This is a genomic window from Pseudomonas sp. FSL R10-0399 (genome assembly GCF_009600165.1).
Classification (GTDB): Bacteria; Pseudomonadota; Gammaproteobacteria; order Pseudomonadales; family Pseudomonadaceae; genus Aquipseudomonas; species Aquipseudomonas helleri.
The window spans coordinates 1-15,577 of the sequence record NZ_WIWK01000023.1 but is presented as its reverse complement, the minus strand read 5'-3'; the positions used below and the strand labels follow the sequence as shown (position 1 = coordinate 15,577).

Below are 15,577 nucleotides of genomic sequence, written 5' to 3'. Positions count from 1 at the left end.
TTTGCCATGTTGCTGATGATCGACAATTACGACTCTTTTACTTACAACGTCGTGCAATACCTCGGCGAGTTGGGTGCCGAGGTCAAAGTGGTGCGCAACGACGAATTGACCGTGGCCCAGATCGAGGCGCTCAAGCCTGAGCGCATTGTGGTCTCGCCCGGCCCGTGCACGCCTAATGAGGCGGGCATTTCCCTTGAAGCGATCAAGTACTTTGCCGGCAAGCTGCCGATTCTGGGTGTGTGCCTGGGCCATCAGTCCATCGGCCAGGCTTTTGGCGGTGACGTAGTTCGCGCCCGGCAAGTGATGCACGGTAAAACCAGCCCGGTCTATCACCTGGACACGGGTGTATTCCAGGGCCTGAACAACCCGCTGACCGTGACGCGTTACCACTCGCTGGTGGTCAAGCGCGAAACCCTGCCGGAGTGCCTGGAGCTCACGGCCTGGACGCAACACGCCGATGGTTCGGTTGACGAGATCATGGGCCTGCGCCACAAAACGCTGAACATCGAAGGGGTGCAATTTCACCCGGAGTCGATTCTGACTGAGCAGGGCCACGAATTGTTCGCTAACTTCCTCAAACAAACTGACGGCACGCGCTAAGGACTTCTTATGGATATCAAAACAGCCCTGAGCCGTATCGTCGGTCACCTTGATTTGAGCGAAGCCGAGATGCGCGATGTGATGCGCGACATCATGACCGGCCAATGTACCGAAGCACAGATTGGCGCGTTCATGATGGGCATGCGCATGAAGAGCGAAAGCATCGACGAAATCGTCGGTGCCGTCACGGCCATGCGTGAGTTGGCGGACAAGGTCGAGCTCAATACCCTGGACGGCGTGGTGGATATCGTTGGCACCGGGGGCGATGGCGCGAACATTTTCAACGTCTCCACGGCGTCTGCCCTGGTGATTTCTGCTGCCGGATGCACGGTGGCCAAACACGGTAACCGTGCGGTGTCGGGCAAGAGCGGCAGTGCCGACCTGCTCGAGGCTGCCGGTGTGTACCTGAACCTGACACCTGTTCAGGTGGCGCGTTGCATCGACAGCGTCGGCATTGGCTTTATGTTTGCCCAGTCCCATCACGGCGCCATGAAGCACGCGGCGGTCCCGCGTCGCGACCTGGGGCTGCGCACCCTGTTCAACATGCTTGGCCCGCTTACGAATCCGGCTGGTGTGTTGCATCAAGTGGTCGGGGTGTTCAACCAAGCGCTGTGCCGTCCGCTGGCTGAAGTGTTGCAGCGTCTGGGCAGCAAACACGTGCTGGTGGTGCATTCGCAAGACGGTCTGGATGAGTTCAGCCTGGCCGCACCGACGTTTGTGGCTGAGCTGAAAAAAGGTGAAATCACTGAGTACTGGGTTCAGCCAGAAGACTTGGGTATAAAGAGCCAGAGTTTGTTTGGCCTAGTGGTGGATAGCCCGGCGCAATCATTGGAGCTGATCCGCGATGCCTTGGGCCGTCGCAAAACTGAGGCTGGCCAGAAGGCCGCTGAAATGATCGTACTCAATGCAGGCGCTGCGTTGTATGCCGCTGACCTTGCCTACACGCTCAAAGAGGGTGTGGCCTTGGCCCACGATGCGTTGCACACAGGTCTGGCGCGAGAAAAACTCGAAGAGCTGGGCGCCTTTACCGCGATCTTCAAGCAGGAGAATGAAGCATGAGTGTGCCTACCGTTCTGGAAAAAATTCTGGCGCGTAAAGTTCAAGAAGTCGCCGAGCGCAGCGCACGCGTGAGCCTGGCGGAGCTTGAAGGTCTGGCGGCTCAGGCAGATCCTGTACGCGGTTTTGCCAAAGCCTTGTTGGCTCAGGCCAAGCTGAAGCAACCGGCTGTGATTGCCGAAATTAAAAAGGCATCGCCGAGCAAGGGCGTGATCCGCGAAGATTTTGTTCCGGCCGACATTGCCAAAAGTTATGAGCTGGGCGGCGCAACGTGTTTATCGGTATTGACCGACGTTGACTACTTTCAGGGCTCCGATGCTTACCTGCAACAAGCCCGTGCGGCGTGCAAGTTGCCGGTGATCCGCAAGGACTTCATGATCGATCCTTATCAGATCGTTGAAGCGCGCGCATTGGGGGCGGATTGCGTTTTGCTGATCGTCTCTGCGCTGGATGACGTGAAGATGGCCGAGCTGGCTGCCGTTGCCAAAAGCGTCAACCTGGATGTGCTGGTTGAAGTGCACGATGCCGATGAGCTGGAACGTGCCTTGAAGACCTTGGATACCCCGCTGGTGGGTATCAACAACCGCAATTTGCACACCTTTGAGGTCAGCCTGGAAACCACGCTGGACTTGTTGCCTCGGGTGCCGCGTGATCGCTTGGTGATCACTGAAAGCGGGATTCTCAACCGGGCCGACGTTGAGCTGATGGAAATCAGCGAGGTGTATTCGTTCCTCGTCGGTGAGGTGTTTATGCGCGCTGAGCAGCCAGGTGTTGAGCTGCAGCGTTTGTTCTTCCCGGAGCGCAGCGTGCACGTGACAGGCTCGACGCTGGATTAACCCGTTTTGTGTCAGGCAGGTCTCTATGGCGCTTATCCAGCAACTCACCGTTGAAGCAGGTCTTAAAGCCGAGCAGGATTTGCTGGCCTCGGTGTGTGCTGGGAATGAGGAGGCGGGTTTGCTGTTATGGCAGCCTACTGACCGTGCGCTGGTGATGCCTCGGCGCTTGAGCCGGTTGGCCGGATTTGATCAAGCCAGTGTTGAATTGGCCACCAGTGGTTGGCCGATTTTGTTGCGTGATACGGGCGGAGAGCCTGTTCCTCAATCGCCTTCTACCGTCAATATCGCGCTGGTGTATGCACCGCCCCGCAGCGAAGGCGATCACGGTCGTATCGAAACGGCCTATCGCCGCTTGTGTGACCCGATCTGTGATCTGTTGACGGCTTTGGGCGGCACGGCGTCTTTAGGCGAAGTCGAAGGCGCCTTTTGTGATGGCCGTTTTAACGTCAATCTCAATGCCCGCAAACTGGTTGGCACGGCTCAGCGTTGGCGCCAAAGCCAGGGCGGCCAACGACCTGTAGGTCTGGTGCACGGTGCACTGCTGGTTGAGGATGAGCGTGAGTCGATGGTGGCTGCCGTCAATCGTTTCAATCAGCGCTGTGCGCTGGATCAACACTGCCTCGCTGACAGCCATATTGCCTTGCATGAAGTGTTTGCCGCGCCCGATTTCTTCGAGCGCCTGGGTGCCAGTTATCAACAGATTCTGGCGCCCCTGCTGCGCCCTTAGCGGGTGCCGTACACCACCATGGTTTTGCCTTTGACGCTGACCAGGTTTTGCTCTTCAAGACCTTTGAGCACACGGCCGACCATCTCTCGTGAACAGCCGACAATTCTGCCGATTTCCTGACGCGTGATTTTGATCTGCATCCCGTCCGGGTGGGTCATGGCGTCGGGTTGTTTGCACAGGTCCAGCAGGCAACGCGCGACTCTGCCTGTGACATCAAAGAACGCCAAGTCGCCCACCTTGCGGGTGGTATTACGTAAACGCTGAGCAATCTGGCCGCTCAGGGAGTAAAGAATCTCGGGTTCTTGTTGTGCGTACTCTCGGAACTTTACGTAGCTGATTTCTGCGACTTCGCATTCAGTCTTGGCTCGAACCCAAGCGCTGCGGGGTTGTTCTTGCCCTGCCTGTTCAAACAAACCCAGCTCGCCAATGAAGTCGCCTGAGTTGAGGTAGGCAATGATCATCTCGCGCCCTTCGTCGTCCTCAATCAGGATGGTGACAGAGCCTTTGAGAATGAAAAACAGCGTGTGTGAGTGTTCGCCTGCGCAGATGATATTGCTCTTGGTTGGATAGCGTCTGCGTTGGCAATGAGTCAAAAATTTGTCGAGATTCTTGATCTTGGATAGAGGGGTAATAGCAACCATGGTTGTATCCCGAAAGCGTACACAGTAAGGGGCAGATCTATTTATATAGAGAGCGCTGGCTGGCTGGCGCCAGTGATTTGGCGCCAGCTTAACAGACAGATTCTGTATGGTTTGTAGATTTTTTATTATGGGCTGACGGATAAAGCCTTTGGTGCGGTGAGTCACCGCTTTCAGGCCCTGTGCTAAGCTGGCGCCCCTTTTAGAACAGTGGAGTCTGGGTGATGAAGGCACGCATTCAATGGGCTGGTGAAGCCATGTTTCTGGGCGAATCAGGGAGCGGCCATGTGGTTGTCATGGACGGCCCTCCTGAGAGTGGCGGTCGTAACCTGGGCGTACGGCCTATGGAAATGCTCCTGCTTGGGCTCGGTGGCTGCAGTAACTTTGATGTCGTCAGTATCCTTAAAAAGTCGCGTCAGCCGGTTGAAAGCTGCGAGGCTTTTCTGGAAGCAGAACGTGCCACTGAAGACCCAAAAGTGTTCACCAAAATTCACCTGCACTTTGTCGTCAAGGGCCGCGGCTTGAAAGAAGCTCAGGTCAAGCGTGCGATTGAGCTGTCTGCCGAGAAATATTGCTCGGCGTCGATCATGCTGGGCGCAGCCGGTGTAGCTATCAGCCACGACTATGAAATTGTTGAGCTAGGCTGAGCCGACATCCAATTTACATAAAAGCATTGCAGACTCTGGCGATCAGAAGCTGACGTCTGCATAATGCGCCACTTTTTTAAGGGCAGTGGCAGGGAATAACCCCGGCTCACGTCCGAACAAATAACCAAAATCGCCATCGCGAAGAGGTGTTAACCGTCCTACGCAGGTGCGTCCACGCACTTGACGGGCATGCTGGATCACGCGGCCGAGCCGCATCGACATAGAGAGTTTTATAACGGTGAAAAGCAAACTCAAGCTCCACGGGTTCAATAACCTGACAAAGACCTTGAGCTTCAACATCTATGACATCTGCTACGCGGAAACCCCGCAAGACCAGCAGGCATACGTTGAGTACATCAATCAAGAGTACGACGCAGAACGCCTGACGCAGATCCTCACAGATGTGGTCGATATCATTGGGGCCAACATCCTGAACATCGCTCGTCAGGATTACGATCCACAAGGCGCCAGCGTCACTATTCTGATTTCTGAGCAGCCGGTAACGCCTACCGAAAGCCAGATTGAAGAATCCCCTGGCCCGCTGCCTGAGACCATTTTGGGTCATCTCGACAAAAGTCATATCACGGTGCACACCTATCCAGAGATTCATCCTGTGGACGGTATTGCGACTTTCCGTGTGGATATTGACGTGTCGACGTGCGGCGTTATTTCACCGCTTAAAGCTCTCAACTATCTGATCCATCAGTTTGATTCGGATATCGTGACGGTCGACTATCGTGTGCGTGGTTTTACCCGTGACGTAGAAGGCAAAAAGCACTTTATCGATCACGAGATCAACTCGATCCAGAACTACCTCTCCGAAGACACCCGCGACGGTTACCAGATGACCGACGTGAACGTGTACCAGGAAAACCTGTTCCACACCAAGATGCTGCTCAAGAACTTCGAACTGGATAATTACCTGTTCGGCGACGCGACCAGCAATCTGTCGGTTGAACAACGTGCGCAGGTCACTGAGCGCGTGAAGCATGAAATGCTCGAAATCTTCTACGCCCGCAATATGGGGTAAGGTTTCGCGCAACAAAAAAAGGCGGCTACCGAGAGGTAACCGCCTTTTTTATGGTCCGGATGCCGGGATCAGATGCGATAGGTGCTTTTGGTCATGACTTTCGCCAGCAGGCTCATGCCAAATTTTACCGGCGCCGGAAAGCGGTAGCCGCCCGCATTCAATGCTGACTCGGCGTGTTGCTCTTCGTCGAGGCGCATCTGCTCGAGAATGGCGCGGGATTTTTCATCTTCGGCAGGCAGTTGCTCAAGGTGCTCGTTGAGGTGTTTGCACACTTGGTCTTCAGTCGCGGCAACAAAGCCGAGGCTGACTTTGTCACTGATCAGGCCGGCGACGGCACCAATGCCAAATGACATGCCGTAGAACAGCGGGTTAAGCACGCTGGTATGGCTGCCCAGTTGGTGGATACGGTGTTCGCACCAGGCCAAGTGGTCGATTTCTTCTTCAGCGGCATGTTCCATCGCTTCGCGCACGTGCGGCAATTTGGCGGTCAAGGCCTGCCCTTGGTACAGCGCTTGGGCGCATACCTCGCCGGTGTGGTTGATGCGCATCAGCCCGGCCACGTGGCGGGCGGTTTTTTCATCGAGCGGCTTTTCGGTTTTGACAATGGCCGGGGAAGGGCGATGCGGCTGACCACTGAAGGGCAGCAGGGTGCGCATGGCGGTATCGGCTTGCAACAGGAGACGGTCAATCGGCGAGTAGTGACGTTGGGTAGTCATGCTTACCTCCGGAAAAAATCACGGTGGCCAGTTTACCTCAAACGCGCAGGCAGGGTTTGCGTTGGATCATGCGGCGGCGTGGGAGCGGTGGCCCCCACTGTGTATACGGTCGGGCAGGGCGATCAGCCCGGCGGCCAGTTCATCTGGCGCTGACCCAGAACGTGCATATGAATGTGGTAAACCGTCTGGCCCCCATTTTCATTGCAGTTCATCACCACGCGAAAACCGTCTTCGCAGCCCAGCTCTTTGGCCAGGCGCTGCGCGGTAAACAGGATATGCCCGGCCAGTGGTTTGTCTTCTTCGGTCAGGTCATTGAGGGTGGCGATGTGTTTTTTTGGAATGACCAAAAAGTGAATCGGCGCTTGGGGGGCAATATCGTGAAAAGCCAGCACTTGATCATCCTCGTAGATGATCTTGGCCGGTATTTCACGGTTGATGATTTTGGTAAACAGAGTATCCAAAGCGTTGTCTCCGTGAGTGAAGTCCGGTCTGAGTGTACTCACGGACACCGATTACGCCCAGTCTCGTTAACGCGGGCAGTAAGATTTGTTCACTGAGGCTGCGATTTTGCGGGTCAGCCAGCGAGAAAGCAGGCGTGGCATGCGAGTGAGCCAGCGGTTGCGCCAGCCGGGCATGATAATCGCCTTGTTCTTGTCGAGTGCGCGCACGGTGTAAAGGGCAACTTCTTCAGGGCTCAGGGCACTTTTATTACGTTTGACGGCTTCCGGGTTCATGTTCGCCGCGTCGAAAAAGCCGGTGCGGGTGACTCCGGGGCACAGCACTGAGACTTTGATGCCGGTTTTTTTCACTTCTTCGCGCAAGCCTTCCGAGAAATGCAGGACATACGCTTTGCTCGCGAAGTAGGTGCTGAGCCACGGGCCGGGCTGGTAGGCGGCGATCGATGAGACGTTGAGGATTTGCCCGCCACCCTGCACGGCCATCATGTTGCCAATGGCATGGCACATGCGGGTCAGGGCCAGGATGTTGAGCTCGATCAGGTCTTGCTCGGCGCTCCAGTCATGGGCGAGGAACGGACCGCAAGTGCCAATGCCGGCGCAGTTGATCAGCAGGTCGATTTGCCGGTCACCTTCCTCCAGCTCCAGCAAAAAGCCGGACAGGCGCAGGGGTTCGCCCAAGTCACAGGCGCGGAATAACACCTCGACACCGAAACGCTGGGTCAACTCAAGCGCAATGCTTTCCAGTGCATCGCGCTGACGCGCTACAAGGATGAGGCTGCGCCCGCGACGGGCAAGCGCTTCTGCCAGGGCCAGGCCAATGCCGCTGGAAGCACCAGTGATCAAAGCGTAACGGGTCATGTTTCTCTCCATCGCAACGGTACAGTCCGGTGACAATGATGTCCCTGGCGTTAACGCGTTCATTTAGCTGCGCAGTTTACAGGGTGTTGCTGGTGGCTGCGTTGATCAACGTTGCCATTAAGCCTAAAGCGAAGAGCGCCGCCATCACGAACAGGCTCAAACCGATGAAGAAAATGATGATCCACGCGCCGATGGTGACTGAGCGGCTGTTGGGCGGTGGCGGCGGGCCGTATTTGTTCGGGCCTTCTGTGCCGGGCATCAGGAGCATCATGACCGCGAGTATCAGGTTGGCCATCGGTACCAGATGAAGCAGCAACATCCAGGCGGACCAATTGAGGTCATGCAGGCGCTGGGCGCCAATTCTCAGGCTAATGAACGCATAAGCAATGGCCAGTGTTGCGCCGCAGGTAATACCCAATGTGGGTGAAACATTGACGGCCAGCAGTACCAATACCCCGGTCACGATAGCAATGAGGGTGATCACGGTGCTCCAGACCAAAAATCGCAAACGGCCGATGCGACCGTCGAACCCCAGAGGGTCCAGCGTGGCGAAAGGTGTTTCTGAGGGTGTATTGCCCAGGCTCGGTTCTGGCATGGTGGCTTCCTTGTCGGTGTGTCTTTAAAAAAGCCCGCCGGGCTTCGAGGTGTCAGTGTCGCGGCCAATGCTGGGCCAGTTGTGAGGTAAGGCTTAACGCTGTGCGGTACTCCTCGTCCATGCGGGTAATTAATTGCTCGGTTGTCGGGAGATCGGTGATTTCTCCTACACCCTGACCCGCGGACCATACGGTTTTCCAGGCTTTGGCTTCGTCGGTGAGCGGCTTGAGTTTTACTTCGCCCTGGGTTTTAAGGGCTGCCAGATCAAAACCTGCATTCTCAAGGCTTTGACGCATGAAACTGGCGGGTACGCCCGATACCGCCGCAGTGTGGATGATGTCGGCGGCATGGGAGGCCACTAGCATCTCTTTGTATGCGTCAGGGGCATGGCTTTCCTGAGTGCTGATAAAGCGTGTACCCAAGTAAGCGAGGTCCGCGCCCAACACTTGAGCGGCCAAAATTTCGTGGCCGTGGTTGATGCAACCGGCCAGCAAAAGGGTTTTGTCGAAGAACTGACGAATTTCTGCCACCAGCGCGAGCGGGCTCCAGGTGCCAGCATGGCCACCGGCGCCTGCGGCCACAGCAATCAGGCCATCTACGCCCGCTTCTGCGGCTTTTTCGGCATGGCGGCGGGTGGTCACATCGTGGAAAACCAGCCCGCCATAGCTGTGGACAGCATCAACGACCTCTTTAACCGCGCCCAGGCTGGTGATGACGATGGGCACTTTATGCTCGATGCAAATCGCCAGATCCGCCTGCAGCCGTGGGTTGCTGTTGTGCACAATCAGATTAACGGCGTAGGGCGCCGGGTTTTCCAATGTCGCCAGCCCGGCTTCGATCTCTTCAAGCCAGGCTTTGAAACCACTGCTGTCACGTTGATTGAGCGCCGGAAAGCTGCCCACGACACCATTGCGGCAACACGCCAGGACGAGTTGCGGGTTAGAAATCAGAAACATGGGCGCGGCAACTACCGGCAGGCGCAAGCGTTGATCCAGCAAGGCAGGCAGTGACATTGGATAACCTCAAGGTTGGGAGAGTTGAATTCAGAATGGTTTGACCACCACCAGGATGACGATGGCCAGCAGGAATAAAACAGGGACTTCGTTGAACCAGCGATAAAACACGTGGCTGCGTGTGTTCTCGCCACGGGCAAAGCGTTTTACCTGAGCGCCACACATGTGGTGATAACCGATTAGCAGGAACACCAGGGTCAGTTTGGCATGCATCCACCCTTGGCTGAGAAAGCCCGGGGTCAGGTAGAGCAGCCAGCCGCCGAAGATCAGAGTGGCGATCATTGCGGGGCCCATGATGCCGCGATACAGCTTGCGTTCCATGAGGCTAAATCTTTCTTTGCTGACGGAATCTTCGCTTTGTGCGTGGTAAACAAAGAGGCGAGGCAGGTAAAACAGGCCTGCAAACCAACAGACGATGCTGATGATGTGGAAGGCTTTGATCCATAGATAAAGCATTTTTAGTTATTCCCAGGTTCACGGTAGACCAAATAGTAGTAGTAGAGCGTCTGAGAGTCACCTTGACGGTTGTCGCAGGGGCGCGGTGTCCCTATTATCGAGGGCTTTCCAGTGGGTTCGTTGAGGGCAGGTTATGGTCAAGGTCGGTATTGTCGGCGGCACGGGTTACACCGGTGTCGAATTACTGCGTTTGCTGGCACAGCATCCGCAAGCTGAAGTGGTTGCCATCACTTCTCGATCCGAGGCGGGCCTGCCAGTTGCCGATCTGTACCCGAACCTGCGCGGTCACTATGACGGCCTGGCGTTCAGCGTGCCGGACACTCAGACATTGGCGGCCTGCGACGTGGTGTTTTTCGCCACGCCTCACGGCGTTGCTCATGCACTGGCTGGCGAATTGCTGGCGGCTGGCACCAAGGTGATCGACCTGTCTGCAGACTTCCGCTTGCAGGACGCGGATGAATGGGCCAAGTGGTACGGTCAGCCGCACGGCGCGCCAGAGTTGCTGAAGGAAGCTGTTTATGGTTTGCCTGAGGTTAACCGCGAGCAAATCAAACAGGCCCGCCTGATTGCGGTGCCGGGTTGCTATCCAACGTCCGCACAACTGGGCTTTTTGCCGTTGCTGGAAGCCGGGCTGGCGGATACCTCTGTGCTGATTGCTGACTGTAAATCGGGTGTCAGCGGTGCCGGGCGCGGTGCGAGTGTCGGCTCGTTGTATGCCGAGACGTCCGAAAGCATGAAAGCCTATGCGGTAAAAGGGCATCGCCATTTGCCAGAAATTCGTCAGGGCCTGCGTCGTGCTGCGGGTAAAGACGTGGGTTTGACCTTCGTCCCACATCTGACGCCGATGATTCGTGGTATTCATTCCACGCTTTACGCCACTGTGGTGGATCGTTCGGTCGACTTGCAGGCGTTGTACGAAAAGCGTTATGCCAACGAGCCTTTTGTTGACGTGATGCCTGCCGGCAGCCACCCGGAAACCCGCAGTGTGCGCGGGGCGAACGTATGCCGTATCGCGGTGCATCGCCCACAGGACGGTGACTTGGTCGTGGTGTTGTCGGTTATCGATAACCTGGTTAAAGGGGCTTCTGGCCAAGCGGTGCAGAACATGAACATTCTGTTCGGTCTGGATGAGCGCCTGGGCTTGTCTCACGCCGGGATGTTGCCGTAAGAGCAGCTGTAAGCTTCACGTTGTGCGCGGCAAGCCTGTAGCTTGAAGCTTGCCGCTGCTCCCTTAATAGTTGACCGCTTTTCTAGGAGAAGCGGATAATGCGCTTCATCACGCATTATGGCGGCATAGCGCCGGGAGATAGTCAGCATGAGCGTCGAATCCTTCACCCCCACGGCTTTGCAATTCACCGAAGGTGCTGCGCACAAGGTGAAGAGCCTGGTCGATGAAGAGGGTAATGATCGTTTGAAGTTGCGCGTATTTGTAACGGGCGGCGGTTGTTCCGGTTTTCAGTATGGTTTTACTTTCGATGAAGACGTTGCCGACGATGACACCATCGTTGAGCGCGAAGGCGTAAGCCTGGTGGTCGATCCGATGAGCTTCCAGTACTTGGCAGGTGCTGAGGTGGATTATCAGGAAGGCCTGGAAGGTTCGCGCTTTGTCATCAAGAACCCGAATGCAACCACGACCTGTGGCTGCGGATCATCGTTCTCGATTTAATTTCGCGATACCTGCTACACCCTTAACGCCGCGTTGAATCGCGGCGTTTTGCTGTCTGCGATCAGGCAGGGTATATAGCGCCCAGAACACGCAGGCCGCGTGCCCCGGTGACGCTTGGGCGGTTGGTGGGGATGTTTTCAAGGCAGCAGTGCGCAAGCCATGCAAAGGCCATCGCCTCAACCCAGTCAGGATCAACGCCTTTGGCCTGGGTGCTGCTGACTTGTGTTTGCTGCAGTAACTGAGCGAGGCGGGCCATCAATGCACCGTTATGCGCTCCACCCCCGCAGACTAATAGTTCGCTGGTACGCGCTTGGGCTGCCTGCAGTGACTGCACGATAGTCTGCGCGGTGAGCTCCAGCAGGGTGGCCTGAACATCTTCTGCGGCAAAGGCCGGAAGCGCGCTCAGGTGATTCTGCAGCCATGGGAGGTTAAACACCTCGCGGCCTGTACTCTTTGGGCCCTTTGTTTGAAAGAAAGGGTCATTCAGCAAGGTGCTAAGCAGAAGAGGGGCGACATTGCCGCTGGCTGCCCATTGGCCATTTCGGTCATAGAGTTGATTGCGTTGCGTTTGTATCCAGGCATCCAGCAGAACATTCCCCGGGCCGCAGTCGAACCCTGCGACGGGGTTTTCAGGAGTAATCAGACTTAAATTGCTGAAGCCTCCTACGTTCAATACTGCTCGGTAGCCTACATCATCGGTAAACAAGGCTTCATGGAAGGCTGGAACCAGCGGTGCGCCTTGACCGCCAGCGGCTACGTCGCGACGGCGAAAGTCACTCACTACGCAAATATTGGTGAGCTCTGCCAGCAAGGCAGGGTTGCCGATCTGGACGGTGAAACCTTGTGCAGGCTCGTGCCGGATCGTCTGGCCATGGCTGCCAATGGCGCGGATGGCATTGGGCGATAGCTGCTGCTGCTTGAGCAGGCTATTGATGCCCTGAGCGGCCAGTTCGACCCAATGGTTTTCAGCGATGGCACAACGGGCTATTTCGTCTGGTCCGCTGCTGCACAAGCCCAGTAGTTCACTGCGCAGTGCGTCTGGCATGGGCGTGTAGTGGGTGGCGAGCAGTTTAATGCTCGCTCCCAGCTCTATAAGTGCAATGTCCAGACCGTCCAGGCTGGTGCCGGACATTACGCCTATATAGAGGGCCATGGCTTAACGCTTGCTCGAAGCCAGGAGAGTGGCTTTCTCTTGGTTCATGCGGGCCATTAACGGTTGGCTTTGTTGCAGGAAGCGGGTGCGCTCTGCTTTTGCGATCGGGTCGGCCATTGGCAGCTTTTGGCCAAGCGGATCTACGTGAACGCCATTGACCTGGAACTCGTAATGCAGGTGCGGTCCGGTGGACAGCCCCGTTGTACCGATGTAACCAATCACTTGGCCTTGCTTCACTGTGCCACCAGTTTTAATGCCTTTGGCGAAGCCTTGCATGTGCCCGTACAGGGTGCGGTAGGTGTTGCCGTGCTGGATGATGACGGTGTTGCCGTAACCACCTTGGCGGCCTGCAAGGAAGACTTTGCCATCGCCCGTTGCCTTGATCGGTGTGCCGCGCGGAGCTGCATAATCGACGCCTTTGTGGGCGCGGATTTTGTTCAGGATGGGGTGCTTGCGGCCTGAAGAGAATCGCGAACTGATACGGGCAAAATCAACCGGAGTACGGATGAATGCTTTGCGCATGCTATTGCCGTCAGCGGTGTAGTAATTGCTGATGCCTTGCTTGTTGGTGTAGCGCACTGCGGTGTAGGTTTTGCCGCGGTTGGTAAAGCGGGCAGACAGGATGTTGCCGGTGCCGACGCTCTTGCCGTTAATCACTTTTTGCTCGTAGATGATTTCGAATTGGTCGCCAGGGTGGATGTCCTGAGCGAAGTCGATGTCGTAGCCGAATACCTTGGCCATTTGCATGGTCATGCTGTGCGGCAAGCCTGCACGCTGGCCGGAGGCAGACAATGAGCTGGTGATAACGCCGTGTACGTAGGCGGATTTGAGAGTCGGTTGTGCGGTCACGCGGCGAAACGTGTAGCCCTTGGCACTTTTGGTGAGGGTAATGGTTTCAAGATCACTTACCTGGCTGTGCAGGTTGTTTAGCTGACCGTCAGGGCCCATTTCAAACTCAAGTTTCTGGCCGTGTTTGAGCTGGCTGAATTGCTTGGCTTGTTTGTCGCTGGCCAAAATTTCATGAACGGAGGACGCGGGCAGGCCTACTTTTTCGAATAAAGTAGACAGCGTATCGCCTTTGGTGACGACCACTTCACGATGGTTTGGGGCTTTGGGTTCTTCGACTTTGGCGGTGGCTTCGGGGGGGCTGTCTGGCTGTTCTATTTGAGCAAAAGGCGCTGGGGTAGCGTCGTTGGTCGTCTGGACCAGCTCTTCGCTGCCTTGGTCTTGCTTGAGTTGCTCGGCAGGGGTTTCCAGTTCGAGGCTCAGGGTTGTTCTTTTTGCTTCTACTTCGCTCGATGGGAAAACCAACAGGGCCAAGCTTAAAAGGGCGGCGATACCACTTGCGGCAAGCAGGTGGGTCTTCGGATAAAGCGGTGGCGCTTTAGGCGGTTGACTGGTCATAGATAATTTGACTTTGAATAAAGGATGAATTGGAAAAGATGACTGACACGGTAAAGATGAAATAACTGTATAAAATATAACCAAATCACCCTTGAAGCAAGTCGACGAACCTTTCCTGGGCGGATGGTCGCCATATGCCGGGCAGAACTTGTAATTAGTCTCTGATCTTGTATGGTTGGTTCCTTTTTGAATTTGAGCCTTACGGGTCTGATATGAAGTCGGTTGAAGAGCAGCTAGCGCTAATCAAGCGTGGTGCCGAAGAGGTGCTGGTCGAGTCTGAATTGGTCGAGAAACTCAAGCGCGGCCAGCCGTTGCGTATTAAGGCAGGTTTCGACCCGACGGCGCCGGATCTGCACTTGGGGCACACCGTACTTATTAATAAGCTGCGCCAGTTCCAGGATCTGGGGCATCAGGTGATTTTCCTTATTGGGGACTTCACCGGGATGATTGGCGATCCAAGTGGCAAGAGTGCCACGCGTCCTCCGCTGACGCGTGAGCAAGTACTCGATAATGCCGAGACTTATAAAACCCAAGTCTTCAAGATTCTTGATCCGGCCAAGACCGAGGTGGCGTTCAACTCCACCTGGATGGATCAAATGGGGCCTGCTGACTTTATTCGTCTGACGTCTCAATACACCGTTGCTCGTATGCTCGAGCGCGATGACTTCGACAAGCGCTACACCACCAACCAGCCAATCGCTATTCATGAGTTCCTTTATCCGTTGGTGCAAGGTTATGACTCTGTTGCGCTGAAGGCTGATGTTGAGCTGGGTGGTACTGACCAGAAGTTCAACTTGCTGATGGGGCGTGAGTTGCAGCGCGGCTACGGCCAGGAAGCTCAGTGCATCGTGACGATGCCGCTGCTTGAGGGGTTGGACGGTGTTAAGAAGATGTCCAAGTCTTTGGGTAACTACGTCGGGATCCAGGAAGCGCCGGGCGTGATGTATAGCAAGCTGGTTTCTATTCCGGATGCGTTGATGTGGCGTTACTTCGAATTGCTGAGCTTCCGTTCGATGGACGAAATCAATGCTTTGCGTGCTGATGTTGAGTCGGGGGCTAATCCGCGTGACATCAAGATCAAGCTGGCTGAAGAGATTGTGGCGCGCTTCCATGGTGAAGAGGCGGCAGCTAATGCTCATCGCGGTGCGGGTAACCGGATGAAGGATGGCGAGTTGCCGGATGACTTGCCTGAGATTGAACTCGTGTCGGCAGAAGACATGCCGATTGCGGCCGTCCTTAATAAAGCAGGCTTGGTGAAGAACTCTGCGGTTGCGCGGGATTTGCTGGGCTCGGGTGGTGTGCGTATAGATGGTGAGGTGGTTGATCGCTCCTATATATATGCAGTGGGTTCGACTCACGTTTGCCAGGCTGGCAAGAAGTCTTTTGCGCGAATTACGCTAAAAGCTGAATAAAACTGAAATTAGTGCTGGACGGCGCATTTTATTAGCCTATAATGCGCCCACTTCCGGCGTAGTCGAAACGGAAAACTCTTTGAATATCAATGAGTTGGATGATTTTGATGGTGCCAGCTTCAATTCATCGAAGCAGGAAATGAGGTGTTGACAGCAGCGTGTAGCGCTGTAGAATTCGCCTCCCGCTAACGAGAGATCGAAAGCGCAAGTGGTTGATGTTACAAAGGAAACTTTGGAAACATCTTAAAATAACCGCTTGACAGCAACAGAGGCTGCTGTAGAATGCGCGCCTCGGTTGAGCGAAAGCTTAACC

At 55.6% G+C, this 15,577-nt stretch carries 18 protein-coding genes; 9 read left to right on the top strand and 9 right to left on the bottom strand.

What is annotated here, in order from left to right:
• Positions 1-6: 6 nt before the first annotated feature.
• From GHO41_RS09295 to GHO41_RS09280, 4 genes are read left to right on the top strand one after another with little or no spacing between them, the layout of a single operon-like run.
• Positions 7-600 (top strand): aminodeoxychorismate/anthranilate synthase component II, encoded by a 594-nt coding sequence (locus GHO41_RS09295; RefSeq protein WP_153329202.1) that lies wholly within the window; start codon positions 7-9, stop codon positions 598-600.
• A gap of 9 nt (positions 601-609) precedes the next feature.
• On the top strand, positions 610-1,659 hold the full coding sequence (gene trpD / locus GHO41_RS09290) for an anthranilate phosphoribosyltransferase (RefSeq protein ID WP_153329204.1): 1,050 nt from the start codon (positions 610-612) through the stop codon (positions 1,657-1,659).
• Positions 1,656-2,492: an indole-3-glycerol phosphate synthase TrpC gene (trpC, locus tag GHO41_RS09285; protein ID WP_153433410.1), complete on the top strand. Its 837-nt coding sequence runs from the start codon at positions 1,656-1,658 to the stop codon at positions 2,490-2,492. The genes trpD and trpC overlap by 4 nt, the downstream gene beginning before the upstream one ends.
• A gap of 25 nt (positions 2,493-2,517) precedes the next feature.
• Positions 2,518-3,219, top strand: coding sequence for a lipoate--protein ligase family protein (locus GHO41_RS09280; protein WP_153433409.1), 702 nt, complete (start codon positions 2,518-2,520; stop codon positions 3,217-3,219).
• Here GHO41_RS09280 and crp read toward each other — a convergent pair.
• The gene (gene crp, locus GHO41_RS09275; protein WP_048372190.1) at positions 3,216-3,860 is read right to left on the bottom strand and encodes a cAMP-activated global transcriptional regulator CRP; all 645 of its coding nucleotides are present in this window, start codon (positions 3,858-3,860) and stop codon (positions 3,216-3,218) included. The genes GHO41_RS09280 and crp overlap by 4 nt on opposite strands.
• Positions 3,861-4,081: 221 nt before the next feature.
• Between crp and GHO41_RS09270 the strand changes: the two genes are divergently transcribed.
• Entirely contained in the window at positions 4,082-4,504 is a 423-nt protein-coding gene (locus GHO41_RS09270) for an OsmC family protein (protein ID WP_048372189.1), read from the top strand.
• Between the two features lie 238 nt (positions 4,505-4,742).
• Positions 4,743-5,534 (top strand): adenosylmethionine decarboxylase, encoded by a 792-nt coding sequence (speD, locus tag GHO41_RS09265; RefSeq protein WP_048372186.1) that lies wholly within the window; start codon positions 4,743-4,745, stop codon positions 5,532-5,534.
• Positions 5,535-5,602: 68 nt separating this feature from the next.
• Here the strand turns inward: speD and coq7 are convergent, their stop codons facing one another.
• The 6 genes from coq7 to hemJ form a co-directional block, all read right to left on the bottom strand.
• Positions 5,603-6,250, bottom strand: a complete 648-nt coding sequence (coq7, locus tag GHO41_RS09260) for a 2-polyprenyl-3-methyl-6-methoxy-1,4-benzoquinone monooxygenase (RefSeq protein WP_048372185.1) — start codon at positions 6,248-6,250, stop codon at positions 5,603-5,605.
• Between the two features lie 122 nt (positions 6,251-6,372).
• The gene (locus tag GHO41_RS09255) at positions 6,373-6,711 is read right to left on the bottom strand and encodes a histidine triad nucleotide-binding protein (RefSeq protein WP_153329208.1); all 339 of its coding nucleotides are present in this window, start codon (positions 6,709-6,711) and stop codon (positions 6,373-6,375) included.
• 66 nt (positions 6,712-6,777) lie between these two features.
• Positions 6,778-7,566, bottom strand: coding sequence for an SDR family oxidoreductase (locus tag GHO41_RS09250; protein ID WP_048372181.1), 789 nt, complete (start codon positions 7,564-7,566; stop codon positions 6,778-6,780).
• Between the two features lie 76 nt (positions 7,567-7,642).
• On the bottom strand, positions 7,643-8,161 hold the full coding sequence (locus GHO41_RS09245; RefSeq protein WP_153433408.1) for a DUF805 domain-containing protein: 519 nt from the start codon (positions 8,159-8,161) through the stop codon (positions 7,643-7,645).
• 52 nt (positions 8,162-8,213) lie between these two features.
• Positions 8,214-9,173 carry a nitronate monooxygenase family protein gene (locus tag GHO41_RS09240; RefSeq protein ID WP_048372178.1) on the bottom strand — a complete coding sequence of 320 codons (960 nt, stop codon included), beginning with the start codon at positions 9,171-9,173 and terminating at the stop codon, positions 8,214-8,216.
• Between the two features lie 30 nt (positions 9,174-9,203).
• On the bottom strand, positions 9,204-9,629 hold the full coding sequence (gene hemJ, locus GHO41_RS09235) for a protoporphyrinogen oxidase HemJ (RefSeq protein ID WP_048372176.1): 426 nt from the start codon (positions 9,627-9,629) through the stop codon (positions 9,204-9,206).
• A 133-nt stretch (positions 9,630-9,762) separates the two neighbouring features.
• Here hemJ and argC point away from each other — a divergent pair, with 133 nt between their 5' ends.
• Positions 9,763-10,797, top strand: coding sequence for an N-acetyl-gamma-glutamyl-phosphate reductase (argC, locus tag GHO41_RS09230; protein ID WP_048389637.1), 1,035 nt, complete (start codon positions 9,763-9,765; stop codon positions 10,795-10,797).
• Between the two features lie 147 nt (positions 10,798-10,944).
• Entirely contained in the window at positions 10,945-11,295 is a 351-nt protein-coding gene (erpA, locus tag GHO41_RS09225; RefSeq protein WP_048372172.1) for an iron-sulfur cluster insertion protein ErpA, read from the top strand.
• Between the two features lie 61 nt (positions 11,296-11,356).
• Here the strand turns inward: erpA and GHO41_RS09220 are convergent, their stop codons facing one another.
• Together GHO41_RS09220 and GHO41_RS09215 are read right to left on the bottom strand one after the other, a co-directional pair.
• Positions 11,357-12,448 (bottom strand): anhydro-N-acetylmuramic acid kinase, encoded by a 1,092-nt coding sequence (locus tag GHO41_RS09220; RefSeq protein WP_153433407.1) that lies wholly within the window; start codon positions 12,446-12,448, stop codon positions 11,357-11,359.
• Positions 12,449-12,451: 3 nt separating this feature from the next.
• On the bottom strand, positions 12,452-13,852 hold the full coding sequence (locus GHO41_RS09215; protein WP_048372168.1) for a peptidoglycan DD-metalloendopeptidase family protein: 1,401 nt from the start codon (positions 13,850-13,852) through the stop codon (positions 12,452-12,454).
• Between the two features lie 212 nt (positions 13,853-14,064).
• Here GHO41_RS09215 and tyrS point away from each other — a divergent pair, with 212 nt between their 5' ends.
• The gene (tyrS, locus tag GHO41_RS09210) at positions 14,065-15,264 is read left to right on the top strand and encodes a tyrosine--tRNA ligase (RefSeq protein WP_153329212.1); all 1,200 of its coding nucleotides are present in this window, start codon (positions 14,065-14,067) and stop codon (positions 15,262-15,264) included.
• Positions 15,265-15,577: the final 313 nt, after the last annotated feature.

Coding starts and splice junctions, on each gene's coding strand:
- hemJ (WP_048372176.1), bottom strand. CDS start 9,629: ATGCTTTATCTATGGATCAAAGCCTTCCACATCATCAGCATCGTCTGT.
- tyrS (WP_153329212.1), top strand. CDS start 14,065: ATGAAGTCGGTTGAAGAGCAGCTAGCGCTAATCAAGCGTGGTGCCGAA.
- GHO41_RS09280 (WP_153433409.1), top strand. CDS start 2,518: ATGGCGCTTATCCAGCAACTCACCGTTGAAGCAGGTCTTAAAGCCGAG.
- trpC (WP_153433410.1), top strand. CDS start 1,656: ATGAGTGTGCCTACCGTTCTGGAAAAAATTCTGGCGCGTAAAGTTCAA.
- erpA (WP_048372172.1), top strand. CDS start 10,945: ATGAGCGTCGAATCCTTCACCCCCACGGCTTTGCAATTCACCGAAGGT.
- trpD (WP_153329204.1), top strand. CDS start 610: ATGGATATCAAAACAGCCCTGAGCCGTATCGTCGGTCACCTTGATTTG.
- GHO41_RS09270 (WP_048372189.1), top strand. CDS start 4,082: ATGAAGGCACGCATTCAATGGGCTGGTGAAGCCATGTTTCTGGGCGAA.
- GHO41_RS09220 (WP_153433407.1), bottom strand. CDS start 12,448: ATGGCCCTCTATATAGGCGTAATGTCCGGCACCAGCCTGGACGGTCTG.
- argC (WP_048389637.1), top strand. CDS start 9,763: ATGGTCAAGGTCGGTATTGTCGGCGGCACGGGTTACACCGGTGTCGAA.
- GHO41_RS09215 (WP_048372168.1), bottom strand. CDS start 13,852: ATGACCAGTCAACCGCCTAAAGCGCCACCGCTTTATCCGAAGACCCAC.
- GHO41_RS09240 (WP_048372178.1), bottom strand. CDS start 9,173: ATGTCACTGCCTGCCTTGCTGGATCAACGCTTGCGCCTGCCGGTAGTT.
- GHO41_RS09245 (WP_153433408.1), bottom strand. CDS start 8,161: ATGCCAGAACCGAGCCTGGGCAATACACCCTCAGAAACACCTTTCGCC.
- GHO41_RS09250 (WP_048372181.1), bottom strand. CDS start 7,566: ATGACCCGTTACGCTTTGATCACTGGTGCTTCCAGCGGCATTGGCCTG.
- crp (WP_048372190.1), bottom strand. CDS start 3,860: ATGGTTGCTATTACCCCTCTATCCAAGATCAAGAATCTCGACAAATTT.
- GHO41_RS09295 (WP_153329202.1), top strand. CDS start 7: ATGTTGCTGATGATCGACAATTACGACTCTTTTACTTACAACGTCGTG.
- coq7 (WP_048372185.1), bottom strand. CDS start 6,250: ATGACTACCCAACGTCACTACTCGCCGATTGACCGTCTCCTGTTGCAA.